Below are 16,334 nucleotides of genomic sequence, written 5' to 3' on the forward strand. Positions count from 1 at the left end.
TTTTGTCAATATCCAAAAAGTCAATAGGCTTTGGAAGATTATCGAACGAAAGGCAAAAATACCAACCGGAAAACAAATTAAATATTGATTAAAACATTGTTAATCAACGCATTTATAGCGTAAACCGTAACTTAACAAAATGATAAAATTTTATGCATTAAATTTTCACCGGTTATTAGTAACAACTTAGCTAAGTTATATTTGCTTAATGATTGATACGCTGTTACCCACGCCCTTTCGTCAACGAATGCAGCAGCAATTGGGTGTCGATTACCCAGCCTTTCAAACGGCGCTGCAACAACCCCCTCCGGTAAGTATTCGGGTTAATCCGCAGAAGAAAATTCTGTTGACTACGGCGTTGAATCCGGTACCCTGGTGCGCTGATGGCTATTATCTACCGGAGCGACCGGTTTTCACGCTCGATCCTCTGTTTCAGGCCGGTGCTTTTTACGTTCAGGAGGCCTCTTCCATGTTGCTGGCGGAAGCGGTGCGGCAAACCGTCCGGCTTCAGCGGCCGCTGCGTGTTCTGGATCTGTGCGCGGCCCCCGGTGGGAAAAGCACGCTGCTGGCTTCCCTGCTTAATTCGGACAGCCTGCTGGTCTGCAACGAGGTAATTCGTAGCCGGGTGCCGGTTTTAAAGGAAAACCTTGAGAAGTGGGGCTTTCCAAACGTGGCGGTCAGCAACCACGACCCGGCGGACTTCAAACCCCTAAATGGCTTCTTTGACCTGGTGCTGGTTGATGCCCCCTGCTCGGGCGAAGGGCTATTCCGGAAAGACCCCGAAGCCATGCAGGAATGGTCGGAAGAGAACGTCCGGATTTGCGCGGCCCGCCAGCAGCGGATCCTGGCGGCTGCGGCTCCCCTGCTGTGCGACGATGGCCTGCTGTTCTACAGCACCTGCACCTATAATGACGCGGAAAATTCACAAAACGCCGAATGGCTGAGCGCTAACGGTTTCGAAAACGTTACCCTGGATTTGCCGTCAATATGGGGAATTGTGGATAAGGTTGTGGATAAAACCGTAGGCTACCAATGTTATCCACACCGGGTGCAGGGCGAAGGCTTTTTCCTGAGCGTGTTTAAGAAAAAACAACGATCCAGCCCATCCATGCCCGTGCCCCGCGCATTCCGGTCGCTGAAGCCCGTTCGCAACTGGCAGGAAAAAATCCTGCAGTCCTTTCTGAAACAGCCCGGCGACTTTTCGTTCTACGTCAAACCCAACGGCGACATCTTTGCCATCCCGGAGGCCCTCTCAGCCGATCTGCGGATCCTGGATGCGGCTTTGTCCAACAAAGGTTTCGGGCTGGAAATGGGCACGTTTAAGGGGGATGACTTCATACCGTCGCACGCACTGGCCCTGAGCACCGCCATTGCCGACACTCTTCCGGCCATTGATCTGACGAAAGAAGACGCCGTACGGTATTTCAAGAAGGAAAACCTGGCGCTGGCGGAGCCCGTCAAAGGCTGGCTGCTGGCCCGCTATGAAGGACTGAACCTGGGCTGGCTCAAAGGAGTGGGCAACCGGGTTAATAATTACCTGCCGAAAGAATGGCGCATTCGTATGGACATCAAAGAATATTAGCGATCACGGCTGCGGTCGCTATTTTGCTGACTCAGAACAGTTTCTTACAAAGAAACCAAGCCGGGCGGGAGTAGCAACGGTTTTTGTGACGCTGGTATTCCAGCAAAAAAAGTAGTTACTTTGCGCCCTTTCCGAATCGATATAATCACCCAAAAAAGCAATTTAATTCATGGCTTACGGATTATTGAAAGGCAAGCGAGGAATCATCACCGGAGCATTGGACGAGAAATCCATTGCCTGGCAGGTAGCACTGAAAGCAAAAGAAGAAGGTGCCACATTCACGCTTTCGAACGCACCAATTGCGATGCGAATGGGTGCGATTAAACAACTGGCGGAACAATGCGAAGCCGAGATCATTTCGGCCGATGCCACGTCTTTAGAAGATATTGAAAATCTGTATACTAAGTCCATCGACGCGTTGGGCGGCAAAATCGACTTTGTGCTGCACTCTATCGGCATGAGCCCGAACATCCGCAAAAACCGCCCGTATGGGGATTTGAATTACGAGTGGTACCAGAAAAGCATCGATGTATCCGCCCTGTCGTTTCACAAGATGATGCACGTGGCCGAAAAAATGGATGCCATCAACGAATGGGGTTCGGTGGTTGCCCTGAGCTACATTGCGGCTCAGCGGACGTTTCCGTTTTATACGGATATGGCCGACGCCAAAGCCGTGCTGGAATCCATCGCCCGGGGCTACGGCTACCGGTACGGTAAAGCCAAAAACGTCCGCGTTAATACCATTTCCCAATCTCCGACGATGACCACGGCGGGTTCGGGCGTTGGCGGTTTTGATGTCTTCTTCCAGTACGCCGAACTGATGTCTCCGCTGGGCAACGCCACCGCCGAAGACTGCGCCAACTACGTTGTTACCCTCTTCAGCGACCTGACCCGCAAAGTGACCATGCAGAACCTGCTGCACGATGGCGGTTTCTCCAGCGTCGGGATTTCGGAAGACATGGCGAACAAAATGATCGAGTTGCAGCAACAACAGCAGCAGCAATAATTTCTGAACTGGGATTATGCAGATTAAACGGTTGACCAAGACGGCTACGCGGTCCGTGCGATCCGGCCAGTCCTCCTAGTCTGTGTAATTCCAGTTCATTACGGTTATAGCTCTACAACGTTAATTTTGCTGTTTCCCTCCATTCCTTTCTCCACCTGAATCTGCACGCTGATCCGCTCCTTGATTTCGTGGCGGTGGGAAATGATTCCAATTGTTTTTTTGCTGTCGTGCTGAAGCTTTTCCAGCATGGCGATGGCCGAGTCGAGCGCGTCGGGGTCAAGCGTGCCGAAACCTTCGTCGATAAACAGGCTATCAATCTGGACGTTCTGCGAAGCCAGGTCCGACAGGCCCAGGGCCAGAGCCAGGCTCAGCGTAAACGTTTCTCCGCCCGACAAGCTGGAAACCGTGCGTTCGGTGCCGCCCTGGTACAGGTCAACCACGTACAATTCATCCTGACCGTCGCGCGGCTTCAGGAGCAGATAGCGATCCGACAAATCTTTCAACCGGCGATTGGCCAGACCAATGAGTTGGGCCAGCGTCAGGCCCTGCGCAAACTTGCTGTAGTCGTCGCCTTTCGCGCTGCCGATCAGCCGGTCCAGGTCACGCCAGGGCCGGGCTTCGGTTTCGAGCCGGGCTAGCTCATTGGCCAACTTTTTCAAAACTTTCCGGCTGTCCTTGTCGGTATCAATCTGGTTTTTGAAGTAACCAACCCGTTCCGTTTTTTGCCGTTCTTCCAACTTTAACGCTTTCAGTTTCTCACTGATCTCGGCTGCCGACTCCTTCGTTTTCCGGTTTTGAACCGCTTCCCGCTGCCGGCTGAGTTCTTCCTCCCGCTTCCGGCTGATTTCAAACACTTCTTTTTCCAGCTCTTTTTTCTGGTCCTGCAACCGGCGCAAGGTGGCGGGTTCCAGCAGGCAGGCGCGGGCGGATTCCAGATCGTTCAAACCCCGCTCTTCGAGCATCGGTTGAAGCGCATTGGCAGAAGCCGTATACTGCTCATCAAACCTCCCAAAAGCCGTAACGGCATTGCTCAGCAAATCGGTCTGGGTGCTGATCTGCGTGTTCAACCGATTGAACTGCCCGGTCAGGCGTTCGCACATCTCCCGAATGTCATCGCCCGCGTAGAGCTTTTCTTTTTCGAGCCTTAATTGCTTTCCCTTGGCGGTACTTTCCAAAACCGTGTGCAAATCCGTTTCCAGCCGTTTTAGCGTCTCTTCCTGTTCCCACAGGCTTTGAAGCGTACTCAGTTCCTCGCGTTGAATCCGGTTCAACTCCTGCTGATCGAGAATCTGCTCCGGGGTCAGACTGGCATCCAGGGCCAGGGCCGTCAGATTCTGGGAAATCTCCGTTCGTTTCTGCGAATAGAGCTTTCGCAGTTCATCCCGCTGCTGCGTATACGACGCGCAGTCCGACTCGGCCTGAATGAGCCTTTTGTTTAGTTCGTCGAATTCTTTCTTTTTAGCCTCCCAATCGCGGGTGATCCACTGAAGCCGCAACTCCAGCGTTCCCAGTTCATTGATGTAATGCTGCGCGTACGGATGTTGCACCGAACCGCAGAGCGGACACGGTTTACCATCCTGCAGGGCTTTTCGTAGCTCTTCCAGATTGGCCTCTTGCGACAGCCGGACTTTCTGCTCATCCAGCTCCTTCCTTTGGCGTTCCAGCTCCCCGAGTTCATCGGCGACCTGCTGGCGCAACGGCTCCTGGCTCTTGATGAGCTCCTGCTGGGTTGTAATCCGGTCATTCAGACTCATGCCGTTGAGAAGGCGGTCCTGCTGCTGCCGGAGGGTGGTATACAGGCCGGTCAGGTTGTTGTTCTGCTCAATCAGCCGGTTTATTTCCGAGCGAACGGTTTCGAGCGTCAGGGCCGGATAATCCCGTTCGAGCTGCACCAGCTGAACCCCGATTTCCTGCTTTCGCGCCCGGACCTGCTCGTAGGTTTCGTCCACGTTTCTCGGATCGAGTGCCCGTAACCAGCTGTTTTTGGCGGTTTTGACGGTTTCCTGGATGAAATCAAGCGGCTGTTTGCTTTTATCCCGTTCGGCATTGATCTGTTGCGTCAGCTCCAGCACCCGGCTTCGAAATTGATCTACCTCGGCTACCAGCGTCTGGGCGGTCAACGCGGGCTGGTGCGTCAGGCGCTGCGCTTTCCCGACCAGTTCGGTAAGCTGGTTATTCAGCGTAACCAGTTGGGTCTGGGCGACTCGCTGGTTTTCGGCTTCCCGCTCCCGGTTTTTCTCCACATGCGTCAGGTCAACCAGATCCGTCGCCAGATCAGCCACCCGTTCGTGGCGGTGCAGGCGCTGGGCATCATCGGCAAAGTCGTTCTGCCTGGTTTCCAGAAGCTGTTCGCGCTTGGCAAGGGCCAGAAGCTGGCCCTCGGCTTCCGCCATCTTGCGGAGCAACAGTTCCTCGGCGTTATAAAACTCGATTTCTCTGGAAACCTCTTTCAATCGTTCCTCGACGGCTTTCTGTTCCTGCTTCAGTTGCTCAACTTCCTCGTCGCTCAGCGTCTGAATCAGCCGGCCTTCCTTCTGCTTGTCCGCAATTTTCAGTTCGTATTCCCGGTTTACCTGGTGCGCGCGCTGGCTTAGTTGCCGGTAGATCTCGGTGCCCGTAATCCGTTCCAGCATTTTACTGCGCTCGGCGGCCCGGGCCTTCAGAAACTGATCAAACGCGCCCTGCGCCAGCACAATCGACCGGATGAACTGGTCGTAAGTCAGGCCAATGAGTTCTTCGTTTTTCTTCGGAAATTCACTTAAACCTTTGATTGGTAACAACTGGCCTTCCGTTTGCCCTTCGGGCAGAAAGGCAATTTCCATTTCGTAATTATTCCAGTTGCCGTTGCGGTTTTTCTTGATCGACCAGCGCGACCGGTAAGCTTTGCCGCCCACTTCGTACTCAATCTCGGCGTAAGCTGCCGTACCGGCTTCCAGCGCAGCCTGCTGGTTTACCAAAATGCCTTCCTCAATGATGCTGGAATTGGAAATGGCACCCGGAATCCGGGGCACCCGGTTGAACAGGGCCAGCGTAATCACGTCCAGCAGGGTCGATTTGCCCGCGCCCGTTGGACCGGAAATGACAAACAGGCCGGTCGTGCTCAGAATTCCCTCCCTAAATTGAATTGGCGGGTGCTCGCCATAAAAGGAATTAATGTTACGAAAGCGTATTTGTCGGATTTTCATGCAATTGTATGGGATGAGCCGCCTGTTCCGTAACCAGCCGATAGAGTTCTTTGTAAACGTCGACCAACGCCGTCCGCTCCGCTCCTTCGACCAGCGAGGCATCGAGCCGGCGGTTAAAAACGTCGAGATACGAAAGGTCCTGTAGATTCGTATCGGCCACGTACAGAGAATCAAGCCCTTTTAATTTGTTGCGGAACATTAGCCGGGACTTGGCGATCTGAAAAGGGGCATTGACGTAATCGCGCTGCAGTTTTTCAAATTGCTGCCGAACCACCAGGCTTTCGTTTTCTTCTTCCACCAGAATTTCCACCAGCGTGGTTAGCTCCTCGTTTTGTTCCAAGGTTTCCAGGGTCTCCCGGACGGCTTCCAGCGTTCCGGCGACCTGACGCAGCGACCGAAAACGCGGCACCGGCACGGCTTCCACGGTTTTGATCTTCCCGTTTTCGAAGGTTAATTCCAGCACCTGGTGCCGGTTGTCGCGTTCGCCAAAACTCAACGGAATGGGCGAACCGCTGTAGCGCACGGTGTCCACCGCGCCAATGCGTTGCGGAACGTGAATGTGCCCCAGCGCGACGTAATCAAAACCCGGTGGAAAATGCTCGGACGAAAAAGCCGCCTGCCCGCCCACCGCGTGGATCTCCCGTTCGCTCTCGGGCGAAATGGCTGCGCCGTTGACGTAGAGATGGCCCATCGCCAGCACCGGGGCGTCCCGGTATTCGGCCTGGCAGTGATCAACAATGCGTTCGTAGTGATTCCGGATTCCCATCCGCACGGCTTCGATGCGGTCTTCGTAGGTCTGCCCCGAAATGGATTGCCGCAGATCGCTGTCGCGCAGGTAGGGAACAGCCGCTACCAGCAGGTCAGTAGAGCCGGTTGCCAGCCGGATCACTTCCTCGGTACAGTCGCCGGTTGTGCAGCCAACCACGTGCATGTTCAGGTGCCGGAGCAGTTGGCGGGGTGCATTGAGTTTACTGGGCGAGTCGTGGTTGCCGCCGGTGATGATGATCTTCTTCTCCAGCGGTAGCATTCGGGTCAAAAACTGGTAATACAGTTGCATCGACCCGTCATTGGGGTTTGTGGTATCAAACACGTCCCCCGAAATAAGCAGCACATCAATATCGCGGCTTTCGATGGTTTCGGCCAGCCAGTCCAGAAACTGAACGTGGTCTTCCCGCAACTCATGTTTGTAAAGCCGTTTCCCCAGGTGCCAGTCTGCGGTATGCAGAATTTTCATAGTCGCCAGTACTTCTAAACCGGAAGTTAGCTAAAATTTCCGGAAGCTGGCAAACCTTTTTAACGGCAAAAGCCGCCAATCAGGTGGTATATAGGAAGGGCAGCGATTCGGCTTTTTCCAGTTCGGCACTATAATACAGCAGGTTCCAGTTGCCGTCGTGGTCTTCCACCAGGGCGCTCAGCGACTCCACCCAGTCGCCCGAATTCATATAAATCAACTCACCGAACTGGCGGATGGCCGGGTGGTGAATATGACCGCAAATCACGCCGTCGCAGTTGCGGGCTTTGGCGAGTTCGGTCAGCTTCTCTTCAAAATCCGAGATGTAGCTAACGGCCTGCTTGACGCGGTGTTTGATCCGCTGCGAGAGGGAATAATACGATAGCCCCCGCCAGGCGCGGTAATTGTTGTAGCATTTGTTGACCCACAGCAAAAAAGTATACCCCAGATCGCCCAGATACGCCAGCCACTTCATCTGCGTCGTGATCGTGTCGAAAACATCGCCGTGGGTGATGTAAAACCGTTTGGTTCCCGAACTCAGAACGTAATCTTTCCGGATTGAAAAAAACTTACCCAGCCGCAGGGGCATGATCTGGTCCAGGAAATCGTCGTGGTTGCCGCGCAGGTAAATCACCTTCGTGTCGTGCTTATCCATTGCCTTCAGCACCGCCCGCCAGAAAGCCGTGTGTTTCTTCTTCCACTCACCGCCCCGGCGCAGTTGCCAGCCGTCGATGATGTCGCCGTTGAGAATTAATTTCTGGCAAGTGTAGTACTTCAAAAAATCCGTTACTTCTTTTGCCTTCGAACCGCTCGTTCCCAAATGCACATCCGAAATGACGATTGTTCGAAAATGAGTGCTTTGTTTCATGTCCGAAACTACACATTGACTATGAAGTCGTTGTTTCCGCAATTTTACCGCATTGCAAACTTTTTCAGACAAATAAGCGGTTTGTTAACAATACCATAATAGTAATTCAAGCAACATGGAGAATCCGGTTCTCATTTTTGGAGCAGGCAGTTTGGGGCTCACAGCTCTGGATATTTTTCAGCGAAACAGCGTGGTCGTCTACGGCCTGCTGGACGACGATAAAAACCTACACGGTAAAGAATTTGGTGATGTGTCGGTGCTGGGCGAAACCGACGACGACGGTTTTCTGAAGCTCATCGGCCAGAAATGCGAAGCCTTTGTGGCCCTGGACGATACGCGCGTCCGGAAAAAGCTGGTGAAGATGCTCAACGACCGGCGGCATATTCAACCCGTCAACGCCATTCACGATACGGCGACGGTTTCGACCCTGGCGAGCATCGGCCACGGAAACCTGATTGCCGCCCGGGTGGTGATCAATCCCTTTGCCGAAATTGGGCAGCACTGCATTATTCAGGCGGGAGCCGTCATTGATGCTCAGACTAAACTGGGCGATTATGTCCACGTTGGAACAGGTAGTTTCATCAACTCAGGGGCAACAGTTGAAGAAGGCGCTTTCATCGGCACGGGCGTAACCATCGTGGCGGGGGTGACCATTGGCAAAAACGCCCGAATTGGCGCGGGCTCGGTTGTGATCGAGAGCGTGGCCGCCGGAACGACGGTGTTCGGTAACCCGGCGCAGAAAGTAGGATAAATAAGGGGTTGTTTCGCGGAGTTTAGCAGAGACTCCGCTCAACTCCGCGAAACAGTTTTTAACGCTTATTCCACGTATAACTCTTCGTTCGCCAGGAAATCCTGATAGGTCATTTCCAGACCGTCTTTGAGTTCAATCCGGTGTTGCCAGCCCATCGCGTGAAGCCGGGAAACATCCATCAGCTTGCGGGGTGTTCCGTCGGGTTTGTCGGTATTCCAGCGCACTTCGCCTTCGTAGCCGACCACCTGCTGCACCTGATCGACCAGTTCGCGGATGGTTTCATCTACGCCCGTGCCGATGTTGACAAACAGCTCGTCGTTGTAGTTTTCCATCAGGAAGAAACAGGCGTCGGCCAGATCATCGGCGTGCAGAAATTCCCGGCGCGGTGAGCCCGTCCCCCACACTTCCACCGCAGGCTGTCCGTTGATTTTGGCTTCGTGAAATTTGCGAATCAGGGCGGGCAGCACGTGCGAACTCTGGAGGTCGTAGTTGTCGTTGGGGCCGTAGAGGTTGGTCGGCATGGCCGAAATAAAGTTGCAGCCGTACTGACGGCGGTAGGATTCGCACAGCTTGATACCGGCAATTTTGGCAATCGCGTACGGTTCGTTGGTCGATTCCAGAAAACCGCTCAGCAGGTAGTCTTCCTTCAGCGGCTGGGGAGCCAGCTTTGGATAAATACAGGACGAACCCAAGAACAGGAGTTTTTTGACGCCCGTCCGGTAAGCCTGGTGAATGATGTTGGCTTCGATCAATAGATTTTCGTACAGAAAGTCGGCCCGGTAGGTGTTGTTGGCCACAATACCGCCTACTTTGGCAGCCGCCAGAAAAACGTAATCGGGTTTTTCAGTTTCAAAAAACGCTTCGACAGCCGCCTGATTGCGCAAATCCAGTTCGGATGACGTGCGAACCAGCAGATTGTCAAATCCTTCCGTCCGTAATTTTCGAACAATCGCCGAGCCTACCATACCCCGGTGACCGGCAACATATATTTTCGCTTCTTTTTCCACAATTCCTTATTTTTAAACGAATTTATGCACGGTTTTTGACAAAATAAAACCCGACAGTCAAGCGTTTAACTAGAGGATTATACGGCTGGGCCGCACAGGCCGATTTTATTGCTGCATGAAACAAGTCACACTCATAGGAGTACTGCTGGTAAGCTGGCAGGTAGTCACGGCACAAACGACTACCTCCCCGGTGCAAAATTCATTTACAACGTCGCAGGCCCCCGTTACCGGGAAATCGCCGAAAGACGACAAAAAAGGACCCTCGCTGGTTCCGTCTGGTGTTGAAACACTGGTCAGCGAAACCTTGCCCGACCTGGGTCTGAAAGTTAAACAGTTCAAGAAAGACCAGAAGGACAAATCCGAACGGCGGAAGAAACAGAAGCTGCTGCGGACGGAGTACGAGGGCATCCCGATTGTGGAGCAGTACACCAAATTTGGCAGTGGCGACCGCACGATCATCGAAAAATTCACGGTGCTGAAGCAATACCGTGACCCCAATCCTTACGTCCGCGAAACGTACTGGTTTGACCCCAAAGCCCAGCGTGTTTCGTCGTCACTGATCAAGGACAAGGACAAAGTAATGATCCTGCACGGACCGTACAAGCGGTATCAGAACGGTATTCTGCTCGAAGAAGGGTACTATTACATCGGCGCTAAAGATGGCCGCTGGGAGAAATACGACGCCAATTACATGCTCCTCGATAAGCAGAAGTGGAATCGGGGCTTTCCGACCGAATCCGAAATTACGTACTACGACTCAGCGCACACGAAAGTGAAAGAAGTGTTGCCGAAAGAGTTCGGAAAGATTCACGGACAATACCTGGCCTTCTACGAAGGTGGCCAACTCGCGGCCGAGGGCAAGTACGACCACGGCATGAAAGTAGGGCGCTGGACCGAATACTATCAGTACCGGCGGCAACGCAAAAAAATTACCCAGCACGCCCGCGACCGCTGGACCGAAGAGTTTGAGCCCTACGTCATCAGTGAGTGGGACGAAAGGGGCAAAGTTACCTACGAACGGCCCAAGGAAAAGGAAAAAGAACTCGCTGAAGACAGCGATCAGTAAATTAGAGCAGCTTTTTCGCGACCGGCAGGGCTTTTTCAGCCCAGAGACGGTATTGCTTCCCCGAATAATGCAGGCCGTCTTCGGCAATTTGCGAGGCATCGCCAGCCGCCGTGCGGGAGGTTGGCGTAATATCCACGTAGACAATACCGATTTTCTGACATTCTTCCTGCGCCACCGCATTAAACGCATCAATTTCCCGGGCGATCTGCTGGCGGTCACGCCCGGAGTTGGCGGCATATGGCGTGATTCCCCAATCCGGAATGGCCAGCACGAACACCCGTCCCGGCCGGTTTCCGGCAAACCGTATGGCAGTTTGCAGCAATTCCCGAAATTCGTTCCGGTAGCGTTCGGTATCCTGTCCGCGATACTGATTGTTTACGCCAATCAGCAGCGACACCAGACCGTACGTTTTCTTGTTACCGCTCCGCTGAATGGCTTCCATCAGTTCGTGGGTGGTCCAGCCGGTGCGGGCAATGATATCCGGGTCGGCCACGTCAACGCCTTCTTTCCGTAACAACCCCGCAAGCTGCACACTCCAGCGGTCACTGGCAGGAACGCTCTCGCCAATGGTGTACGAATCGCCGAGCGCGAGATACGTGTGGGCATGTACTGAAGCATCGGGGTTGGTTATCATACCGTCGTCCTCCACGCCGGGTCGGGCGCAGGCCAGGAAAAGAAGGAGAAAAAAAAGATTCACGAAGCTTTGCAAGGGAAACCGGTTAGGTGGACAGTTCAACTACTGTTTTGATAAAAACGTCACGACCTAAACACCGGAGATCGGCTTTATGTTGGCTTTTCGCCCGTCAACTCTAAAAATCACCGGAGTAAAACGGGCTGAATACGTAATAACTGCTGTCGCGCCGGGCGCGCTTGGGGGCGGTCTGAATATACAGTACATACCGGCGCTGGCGCTGGACGTTCCGCAGCCACAGCGTATACGGTCGTTCGTGGGTGTACAGGCGGTCTACTTCCCGTACATGCACGGTTTCTACGTCTTTCGGATCAACCGGAATACCGTTGATGAAAACATCAATGTCCTTACTGAACTCGTCCATCAGTTTCAGGTGCTGGTTTTTGGTCCGCTTGACAAAAGCATCCGGGTAGCCAAAAAACGTGGCTTCGAGCAGCGTATTCATGGTATAGGTGTGCGAGGTACCCTGCGGGTGATCCGTAATTGCGGCCGCTTCCAGCAGAGCTGCAAACTGCGACCGGCCTGACTCGGCCCCAATCGGGTTGTCACTAATCTGAATCAGCAGGCGGTAGGGTTTGGGGTCACTGTAATCCATGCCTTCAAACTCGTGCAGCACAAACAGTTCTTCAACGTAATCCATCCTGAGTTTGGCCAGCAGGTCGATGGAAGCTTCCTTGCCGTTCAGGTAAATCGTTGTCTGATCCCGGTAGGATTCCACCAAGCTGAGCGTTTCGCCTTTCAGGCGGAGGATCAGCGGATCGCCGTATTCCAGCGCAAAAGCCGTTTTGCTCTTTCCGCTTTTTCGGTAAAAGCTCAACAACCGCCCCCAGGCAGTGCCGGTTTCGATTTGATCGACCAGAACGCGGGTGGGGTTGTTGAGGGGAAAATCACGTTGATAGACGGTTTTCGTCTCCTCCCGGTCCTGCCAGTTCTGGCACGCCATCACCAGCACGATGGTTAAGAGCCAGAGCAGGGCGTACCGCCACCAGCCCGCGTCGGAGGGCTCAAGGTTCATCATTTGAATACGGTTTTTCAAGCCGGTATATTCAAAGCGGTTGGTGAACGAATACTGGTGTGGATAGTTGGTTTTCATGGCTGATTGAGAAACAGTTGGACATACCGTTTTTTCCGGTCCGGTCCGGCAGATTCATCCCGCATGTCTTTCACCATAACCGTATGCAGGTCCTTTGGCTCCACCAATGCGACTTCGCTGGCGTTCATTTCCCGCCCATTGATCAGCAGCGTAACGTTTTCCGGATGGTAGAGTTGAAGTCGGTTTTCGGTATTGACAAAAACGCCCAGACGCTCATTCCGACGCCCCGGATTATCGCGCAGCCACTGGCCCATCGTGGTTATGCTGCTACCTATCCCCGGCTTCTGGTTTTTCAAAATAAAATACTGCATCCGGTTTTCGGCAAGCAGTCCGGCAACGGCTTTTTCATCTTCTTCGACCACCTGTTTCAAAGCCGCGGGGGTCCCCCAACTATCCGCTCCGCTGACCCCGCCAATTCCTAACTCGCCCTGTTCTGTTCGGGATAAATAGCCCCCGATCGACTTGATGGGCTCATCGGTCTGCTTGCCTTCGTCCGTTGATCCTGAGCCGCCTTTTTCCTTATGTACGCTGACTTCAATCGCATCAATGTACAACTGAAGCGGATCAAACTTGATCTGCGTAAAATCAAAAGTGTACCGCGTATCGTTTTCAATGATCTGTTTCAACTCCGCCAGTTCCTTGAAGGTCATTCTGGGCGTGATGACCCAATAAAGCCGCTCCCCCTTATGAACAACGTACCGGCTTCGTTTTTCAACACCGACTACCGTTACTTCGGCTAAATTATGTACGGAGTCCGGAGCCGTTGTTGTTTCTTTAATTACTGTCATAATGGGTTCTCCAACGCTGTTCAGAGCCTTTTGCGGAACCGCTTTCCTTTGAACCAGCGAGCGCGTGGTTACGGGCTTTTCCACGGGCTTGGTGACAACCGGCTGCCCCGTCTTTCTTTTCTGTTTTACCACGGCGGCCATCGTCGTTACTAGACTCATAACGGCCAGCAGAAACACATAAACGGGCCACGACCGCCGGTATTGGGCCGTCTGATTCATCATCCGAATCCGGTTTTTCAGAAAGCGGGGGCCAAAGCGATTGACGAAGCGGAACTGCTCCGGATGCTGTGAAAAGGAGGGTTTCGTTTTCATAACCGAGGGTTTAGGGAAACCGGTTTATCTGGCCAGCAACTGGCGTTTGGTGGTCACGACAACCAGGGCTTCCGTTGAAAAGGACGGTTTGACCACACCGGCCGTTTTTCGGTCAAAAACGGCCACGGCCAGCTTATCCGCAACCGGCAACTGGCGAAACTGCGCGTAGGTCCCGGGCTCGCCGTCGATCAGAAACGTTGTATTCAGTTGTTGCTGCAGTGTGAGCGGCTGCTGCTTCCAGAGTTGACGGCCCATTTCAAGAACCGGCGGCTGGGTCGAGAAGATGGCATCGACGATGGTTCCGTCAATGGTTGTTGCACCGTATTTACCGACCTGCCCAAACTGGCGGACGGCTTCCCGCGCCGTCAGGGAATTGCGTCTGAAATCGGGTTGCGTGCCGAAGCCCAGCGGCTGACCCGGCCGTAGCTTAAGCAACCGGCCATTCAGCACAACCACCGGTTTTTCGTGCTCCCAGAGCGCATACAACGTGTCGGGCAGGAGCATTACCTGGTGGTTTGTCTGCACGATCAGCGGCCGCCCCCCCGGATTCTGGCGGGCGGTCAGCACAAACGGCGGAATCTGCCGGTTTGCCCGCGCAACTCGTTTGGCCCCAATTTTCACTTCTACAGAAATGTAGTCGATCAGCCCCGCCGAGTTTGTGTCAGCCCGGTAGTGCATCGTCATGCCTTTTTCGGCAAAAGCCGCCCGCATCACCTCCAGATCCTGGTACCTCGTCGCGGCTGTAATGAGGCCAAACACGCCAAACTGATTGGCAACGACGTATTTGGAAACATTTGTTGGCGCAATAAAGGCCGTACAGGCACACAGAATGATACCGCCGAAAAGGAGATAGACCCAACCGCTCCTTTTGGCCGAAGGCCGGTTCATCATCGAAATCCGGCTTTTTAACTGCTGCTGATTAAATGAATTGCTGGCGGGCCGAATCGGGACATCGCTGGACAGGCTGGCTTTCAGCAGGTAATACTGATAGGATTTCTTTTCAACGCCTTCCTCCAGCACCTCCCGATCCACCAAGTATTCCAGGTTCTCCTGCACCAGTTGCTGATGCCACCAGGCAAACGGGTTGAACCAGAAAACAATCCGCATCAGTTCGGCCATCAACATATCCAGACTGTGCCACTGGCGGCAGTGCACCCGTTCGTGCAGCATGATCTGCTCGAATTCGTCGGGTTCATACAGGACCGGATTGAGAACAACCCAGCGAAAAAACGAAAAGGGGGCGCTGACGTTTTTGTTGACAACCAACCAGACGTCCGCTTCCCTGGATCGTTCGGAGCGAAAAATTAAATGGCCGAGCGACGCCAGTTGAACCAGAAGTCGCCCGGTCAGAAAGATTACCCCCGCCAGATAAAGCCATAATACCAGTTGCTGCCAGTTGACCGGCACCTGCTCCGGCTGAACCAACACCGACGCATTGGCCGTTCGGGGCTGAACCGGTTTAGCCGGCGCGTTGGATGCCGTCGATTTAAGCCGTGACCAATCCAGCACCCGCAGGTTCGGAACGGTTTGCTGAACCAGATTCCGAACCGGCGCGGGCCGGAAGTCGGGCAGATCAACCAGCGGCAGCACCAGGGCCAGCGCCACGTTCAGCGCCAGCAAATACCGATTCAGGGCGAACCAGGTGGCCCGACGGAGCAACAACCGATAACAAAGCGTCAGCACCGCCAGAATCAGGCCCGCTTGCAGGAGGTAAATCAAAAGGCTCATGGCTATTGCCCCTTCTCGATCATCGTAATGATTTCTTTCAACTCATCCACCGAAATCTTGTCCTTCTTGGCAAAATAGCTCACCAGGTTTTTGTAGGAGTCGTCGAAATAATCGGATACCACTTTTTTAAGGACAAAGCGGTTTTGGTAGTCTTCTTTACTGATAATCGGATAGTATTGGTGCGTATTTCCGTAAGCCTGGTGACCCACGTAGCCTTTTTCTTCCAGGTTGCGGATTATCGTCGAAACGGTATTGTAGTGCAGCGGGGGATCGGTGAAATACGGCAGCATGTCTTTAACGAAAGACTGCTCGACTTTCCACAAAACCTGCATAATCTCTTCTTCTTTAGCGGTTAGTTTTTCCATTGTGCTAGTATTAGGTTAACATATTTCAGGTTGCCGGACCGGGTCCGAATGACATTTTAACGAATATAAAACGATTCAGCTAGTTTGCAAACTATTTTTCTAGTTTTTTATCGTAGCTCATCCCCGTCCGTTTCGTTTGAAACTTATCCTAACGGTCGTAGTTTTGTAGGAAGACCGTTCTATTCAATGAAGAAATTACAGGTAGGGATGCTGGCCGGGTTATGGTGGCTGCTCGTAAGCTGCGATGAGAAGGCCGTTTACAAAGGAATTGACGACATCAAAGATGGAAGGTGGTACATCAAAAACACACCGGAATTTACGTTTGAAATTGACGATACCACCGCCACGTATTCGGTGTACTACAACGTCCGCAACAGCCTTTCGTATCCTTATTACAACCTGTACATCCGTCGTTATCTGCTTGATAGCAGCGGGAATGTGCTGGAATCCAAGCAGGACGAACTGACGTTGCTTGATCCCAAAACGGGGAAGCCGCTCGGCGACGGCCTGGGCGACCTGTTTGATCACCGGATCAGCATGATGAAAAAATACCGTTTCGACAAAAGCGGAAAATACACCATCCGACTACGTCAATACATGCGCCAGAATCCCCTGCCGGAGATCTACGGCGTGGGTGTGACGGTCGAAAAAGACCTGTAGC

14 protein-coding genes are annotated in these 16,334 nt (G+C 53.3%); 5 read left to right on the forward strand and 9 right to left on the reverse strand.

The annotated features are described in order from the left end of the window. Positions 1–208: 208 nt before the first annotated feature. Together OQ371_RS06400 and OQ371_RS06405 are read left to right on the forward strand one after the other, a co-directional pair. Complete coding sequence (locus tag OQ371_RS06400; protein WP_265992953.1) at positions 209–1,582, forward strand: RsmB/NOP family class I SAM-dependent RNA methyltransferase; 1,374 nt, start codon at positions 209–211, stop codon at positions 1,580–1,582. Between the two features lie 169 nt (positions 1,583–1,751). Further along, entirely contained in the window at positions 1,752–2,588 is an 837-nt protein-coding gene (locus OQ371_RS06405) for an enoyl-ACP reductase FabI (protein WP_265992954.1), read from the forward strand. Positions 2,589–2,692: 104 nt separating this feature from the next. On the opposite strand, the gene OQ371_RS06410 is transcribed toward OQ371_RS06405, so the two are convergent. From OQ371_RS06410 to OQ371_RS06420, 3 genes are all read right to left on the reverse strand, one after another. Next, a complete protein-coding gene (locus OQ371_RS06410) occupies positions 2,693–5,773 on the reverse strand; it encodes an AAA family ATPase (protein ID WP_265992955.1) in 3,081 nt (1,026 codons plus the stop codon). After that, on the reverse strand, positions 5,745–7,007 hold the full coding sequence (locus OQ371_RS06415; RefSeq protein ID WP_265992956.1) for an exonuclease SbcCD subunit D C-terminal domain-containing protein: 1,263 nt from the start codon (positions 7,005–7,007) through the stop codon (positions 5,745–5,747). Before OQ371_RS06415 ends, OQ371_RS06410 begins: the two co-directional genes overlap by 29 nt. A gap of 79 nt (positions 7,008–7,086) precedes the next feature. After that, the gene (locus OQ371_RS06420) at positions 7,087–7,872 is read right to left on the reverse strand and encodes a UDP-2,3-diacylglucosamine diphosphatase (RefSeq protein ID WP_265992957.1); all 786 of its coding nucleotides are present in this window, start codon (positions 7,870–7,872) and stop codon (positions 7,087–7,089) included. Between the two features lie 115 nt (positions 7,873–7,987). Here OQ371_RS06420 and OQ371_RS06425 point away from each other — a divergent pair, with 115 nt between their 5' ends. Beyond that, the gene (locus OQ371_RS06425; protein WP_265992958.1) at positions 7,988–8,623 is read left to right on the forward strand and encodes an acetyltransferase; all 636 of its coding nucleotides are present in this window, start codon (positions 7,988–7,990) and stop codon (positions 8,621–8,623) included. Between the two features lie 65 nt (positions 8,624–8,688). Here the strand turns inward: OQ371_RS06425 and fcl are convergent, their stop codons facing one another. Then, complete coding sequence (fcl, locus tag OQ371_RS06430; RefSeq protein WP_265992959.1) at positions 8,689–9,630, reverse strand: GDP-L-fucose synthase; 942 nt, start codon at positions 9,628–9,630, stop codon at positions 8,689–8,691. A gap of 115 nt (positions 9,631–9,745) precedes the next feature. On the opposite strand from fcl, the gene OQ371_RS06435 reads away from it, so the two are divergent. After that, complete coding sequence (locus tag OQ371_RS06435) at positions 9,746–10,696, forward strand: toxin-antitoxin system YwqK family antitoxin (RefSeq protein ID WP_265992960.1); 951 nt, start codon at positions 9,746–9,748, stop codon at positions 10,694–10,696. Between the two features lies 1 nt (position 10,697). On the opposite strand, the gene OQ371_RS06440 is transcribed toward OQ371_RS06435, so the two are convergent. The 5 genes from OQ371_RS06440 to OQ371_RS06460 form a co-directional block, all read right to left on the reverse strand. After that, complete coding sequence (locus OQ371_RS06440) at positions 10,698–11,330, reverse strand: SGNH/GDSL hydrolase family protein (protein WP_265994272.1); 633 nt, start codon at positions 11,328–11,330, stop codon at positions 10,698–10,700. A gap of 175 nt (positions 11,331–11,505) precedes the next feature. Next, positions 11,506–12,480, reverse strand: a complete 975-nt coding sequence (locus OQ371_RS06445) for a hypothetical protein (RefSeq protein WP_265992962.1) — start codon at positions 12,478–12,480, stop codon at positions 11,506–11,508. Then, complete coding sequence (locus tag OQ371_RS06450) at positions 12,477–13,580, reverse strand: hypothetical protein (protein WP_265992964.1); 1,104 nt, start codon at positions 13,578–13,580, stop codon at positions 12,477–12,479. Before OQ371_RS06450 ends, OQ371_RS06445 begins: the two co-directional genes overlap by 4 nt. 24 nt (positions 13,581–13,604) lie before the next feature. Further along, the gene (locus OQ371_RS06455; protein ID WP_265992966.1) at positions 13,605–15,308 is read right to left on the reverse strand and encodes a M56 family metallopeptidase; all 1,704 of its coding nucleotides are present in this window, start codon (positions 15,306–15,308) and stop codon (positions 13,605–13,607) included. 2 nt (positions 15,309–15,310) lie between these two features. Continuing rightward, positions 15,311–15,673, reverse strand: a complete 363-nt coding sequence (locus tag OQ371_RS06460) for a BlaI/MecI/CopY family transcriptional regulator (protein ID WP_111628838.1) — start codon at positions 15,671–15,673, stop codon at positions 15,311–15,313. A gap of 186 nt (positions 15,674–15,859) precedes the next feature. Between OQ371_RS06460 and OQ371_RS06465 the strand changes: the two genes are divergently transcribed. Continuing rightward, positions 15,860–16,333 carry a gliding motility lipoprotein GldH gene (locus tag OQ371_RS06465; RefSeq protein ID WP_265992969.1) on the forward strand — a complete coding sequence of 158 codons (474 nt, stop codon included), beginning with the start codon at positions 15,860–15,862 and terminating at the stop codon, positions 16,331–16,333. The last annotated feature ends 1 nt before the right edge of the window (position 16,334 follow it).

The sequence above is a fragment of the Larkinella insperata genome (assembly GCF_026248825.1).
GTDB lineage: Bacteria > Bacteroidota > Bacteroidia > Cytophagales > Spirosomataceae > Larkinella > Larkinella insperata.

Excerpts from the sequence above, each read along its gene's own strand:
- OQ371_RS06450 (WP_265992964.1), bottom strand. The coding sequence starts at position 13,580 with ATGAAAACGAAACCCTCCTTTTCACAGCATCCGGAGCAGTTCCGCTTC.
- OQ371_RS06445 (WP_265992962.1), bottom strand. The coding sequence starts at position 12,480 with ATGAAAACCAACTATCCACACCAGTATTCGTTCACCAACCGCTTTGAA.
- OQ371_RS06420 (WP_265992957.1), bottom strand. The coding sequence starts at position 7,872 with ATGAAACAAAGCACTCATTTTCGAACAATCGTCATTTCGGATGTGCAT.
- OQ371_RS06455 (WP_265992966.1), bottom strand. The coding sequence starts at position 15,308 with ATGAGCCTTTTGATTTACCTCCTGCAAGCGGGCCTGATTCTGGCGGTG.
- OQ371_RS06460 (WP_111628838.1), bottom strand. The coding sequence starts at position 15,673 with ATGGAAAAACTAACCGCTAAAGAAGAAGAGATTATGCAGGTTTTGTGG.
- OQ371_RS06405 (WP_265992954.1), top strand. The coding sequence starts at position 1,752 with ATGGCTTACGGATTATTGAAAGGCAAGCGAGGAATCATCACCGGAGCA.
- OQ371_RS06440 (WP_265994272.1), bottom strand. The coding sequence starts at position 11,330 with ATGATAACCAACCCCGATGCTTCAGTACATGCCCACACGTATCTCGCG.
- OQ371_RS06415 (WP_265992956.1), bottom strand. The coding sequence starts at position 7,007 with ATGAAAATTCTGCATACCGCAGACTGGCACCTGGGGAAACGGCTTTAC.
- OQ371_RS06465 (WP_265992969.1), top strand. The coding sequence starts at position 15,860 with ATGAAGAAATTACAGGTAGGGATGCTGGCCGGGTTATGGTGGCTGCTC.
- OQ371_RS06410 (WP_265992955.1), bottom strand. The coding sequence starts at position 5,773 with ATGAAAATCCGACAAATACGCTTTCGTAACATTAATTCCTTTTATGGC.
- OQ371_RS06435 (WP_265992960.1), top strand. The coding sequence starts at position 9,746 with ATGAAACAAGTCACACTCATAGGAGTACTGCTGGTAAGCTGGCAGGTA.
- OQ371_RS06400 (WP_265992953.1), top strand. The coding sequence starts at position 209 with ATGATTGATACGCTGTTACCCACGCCCTTTCGTCAACGAATGCAGCAG.
- OQ371_RS06425 (WP_265992958.1), top strand. The coding sequence starts at position 7,988 with ATGGAGAATCCGGTTCTCATTTTTGGAGCAGGCAGTTTGGGGCTCACA.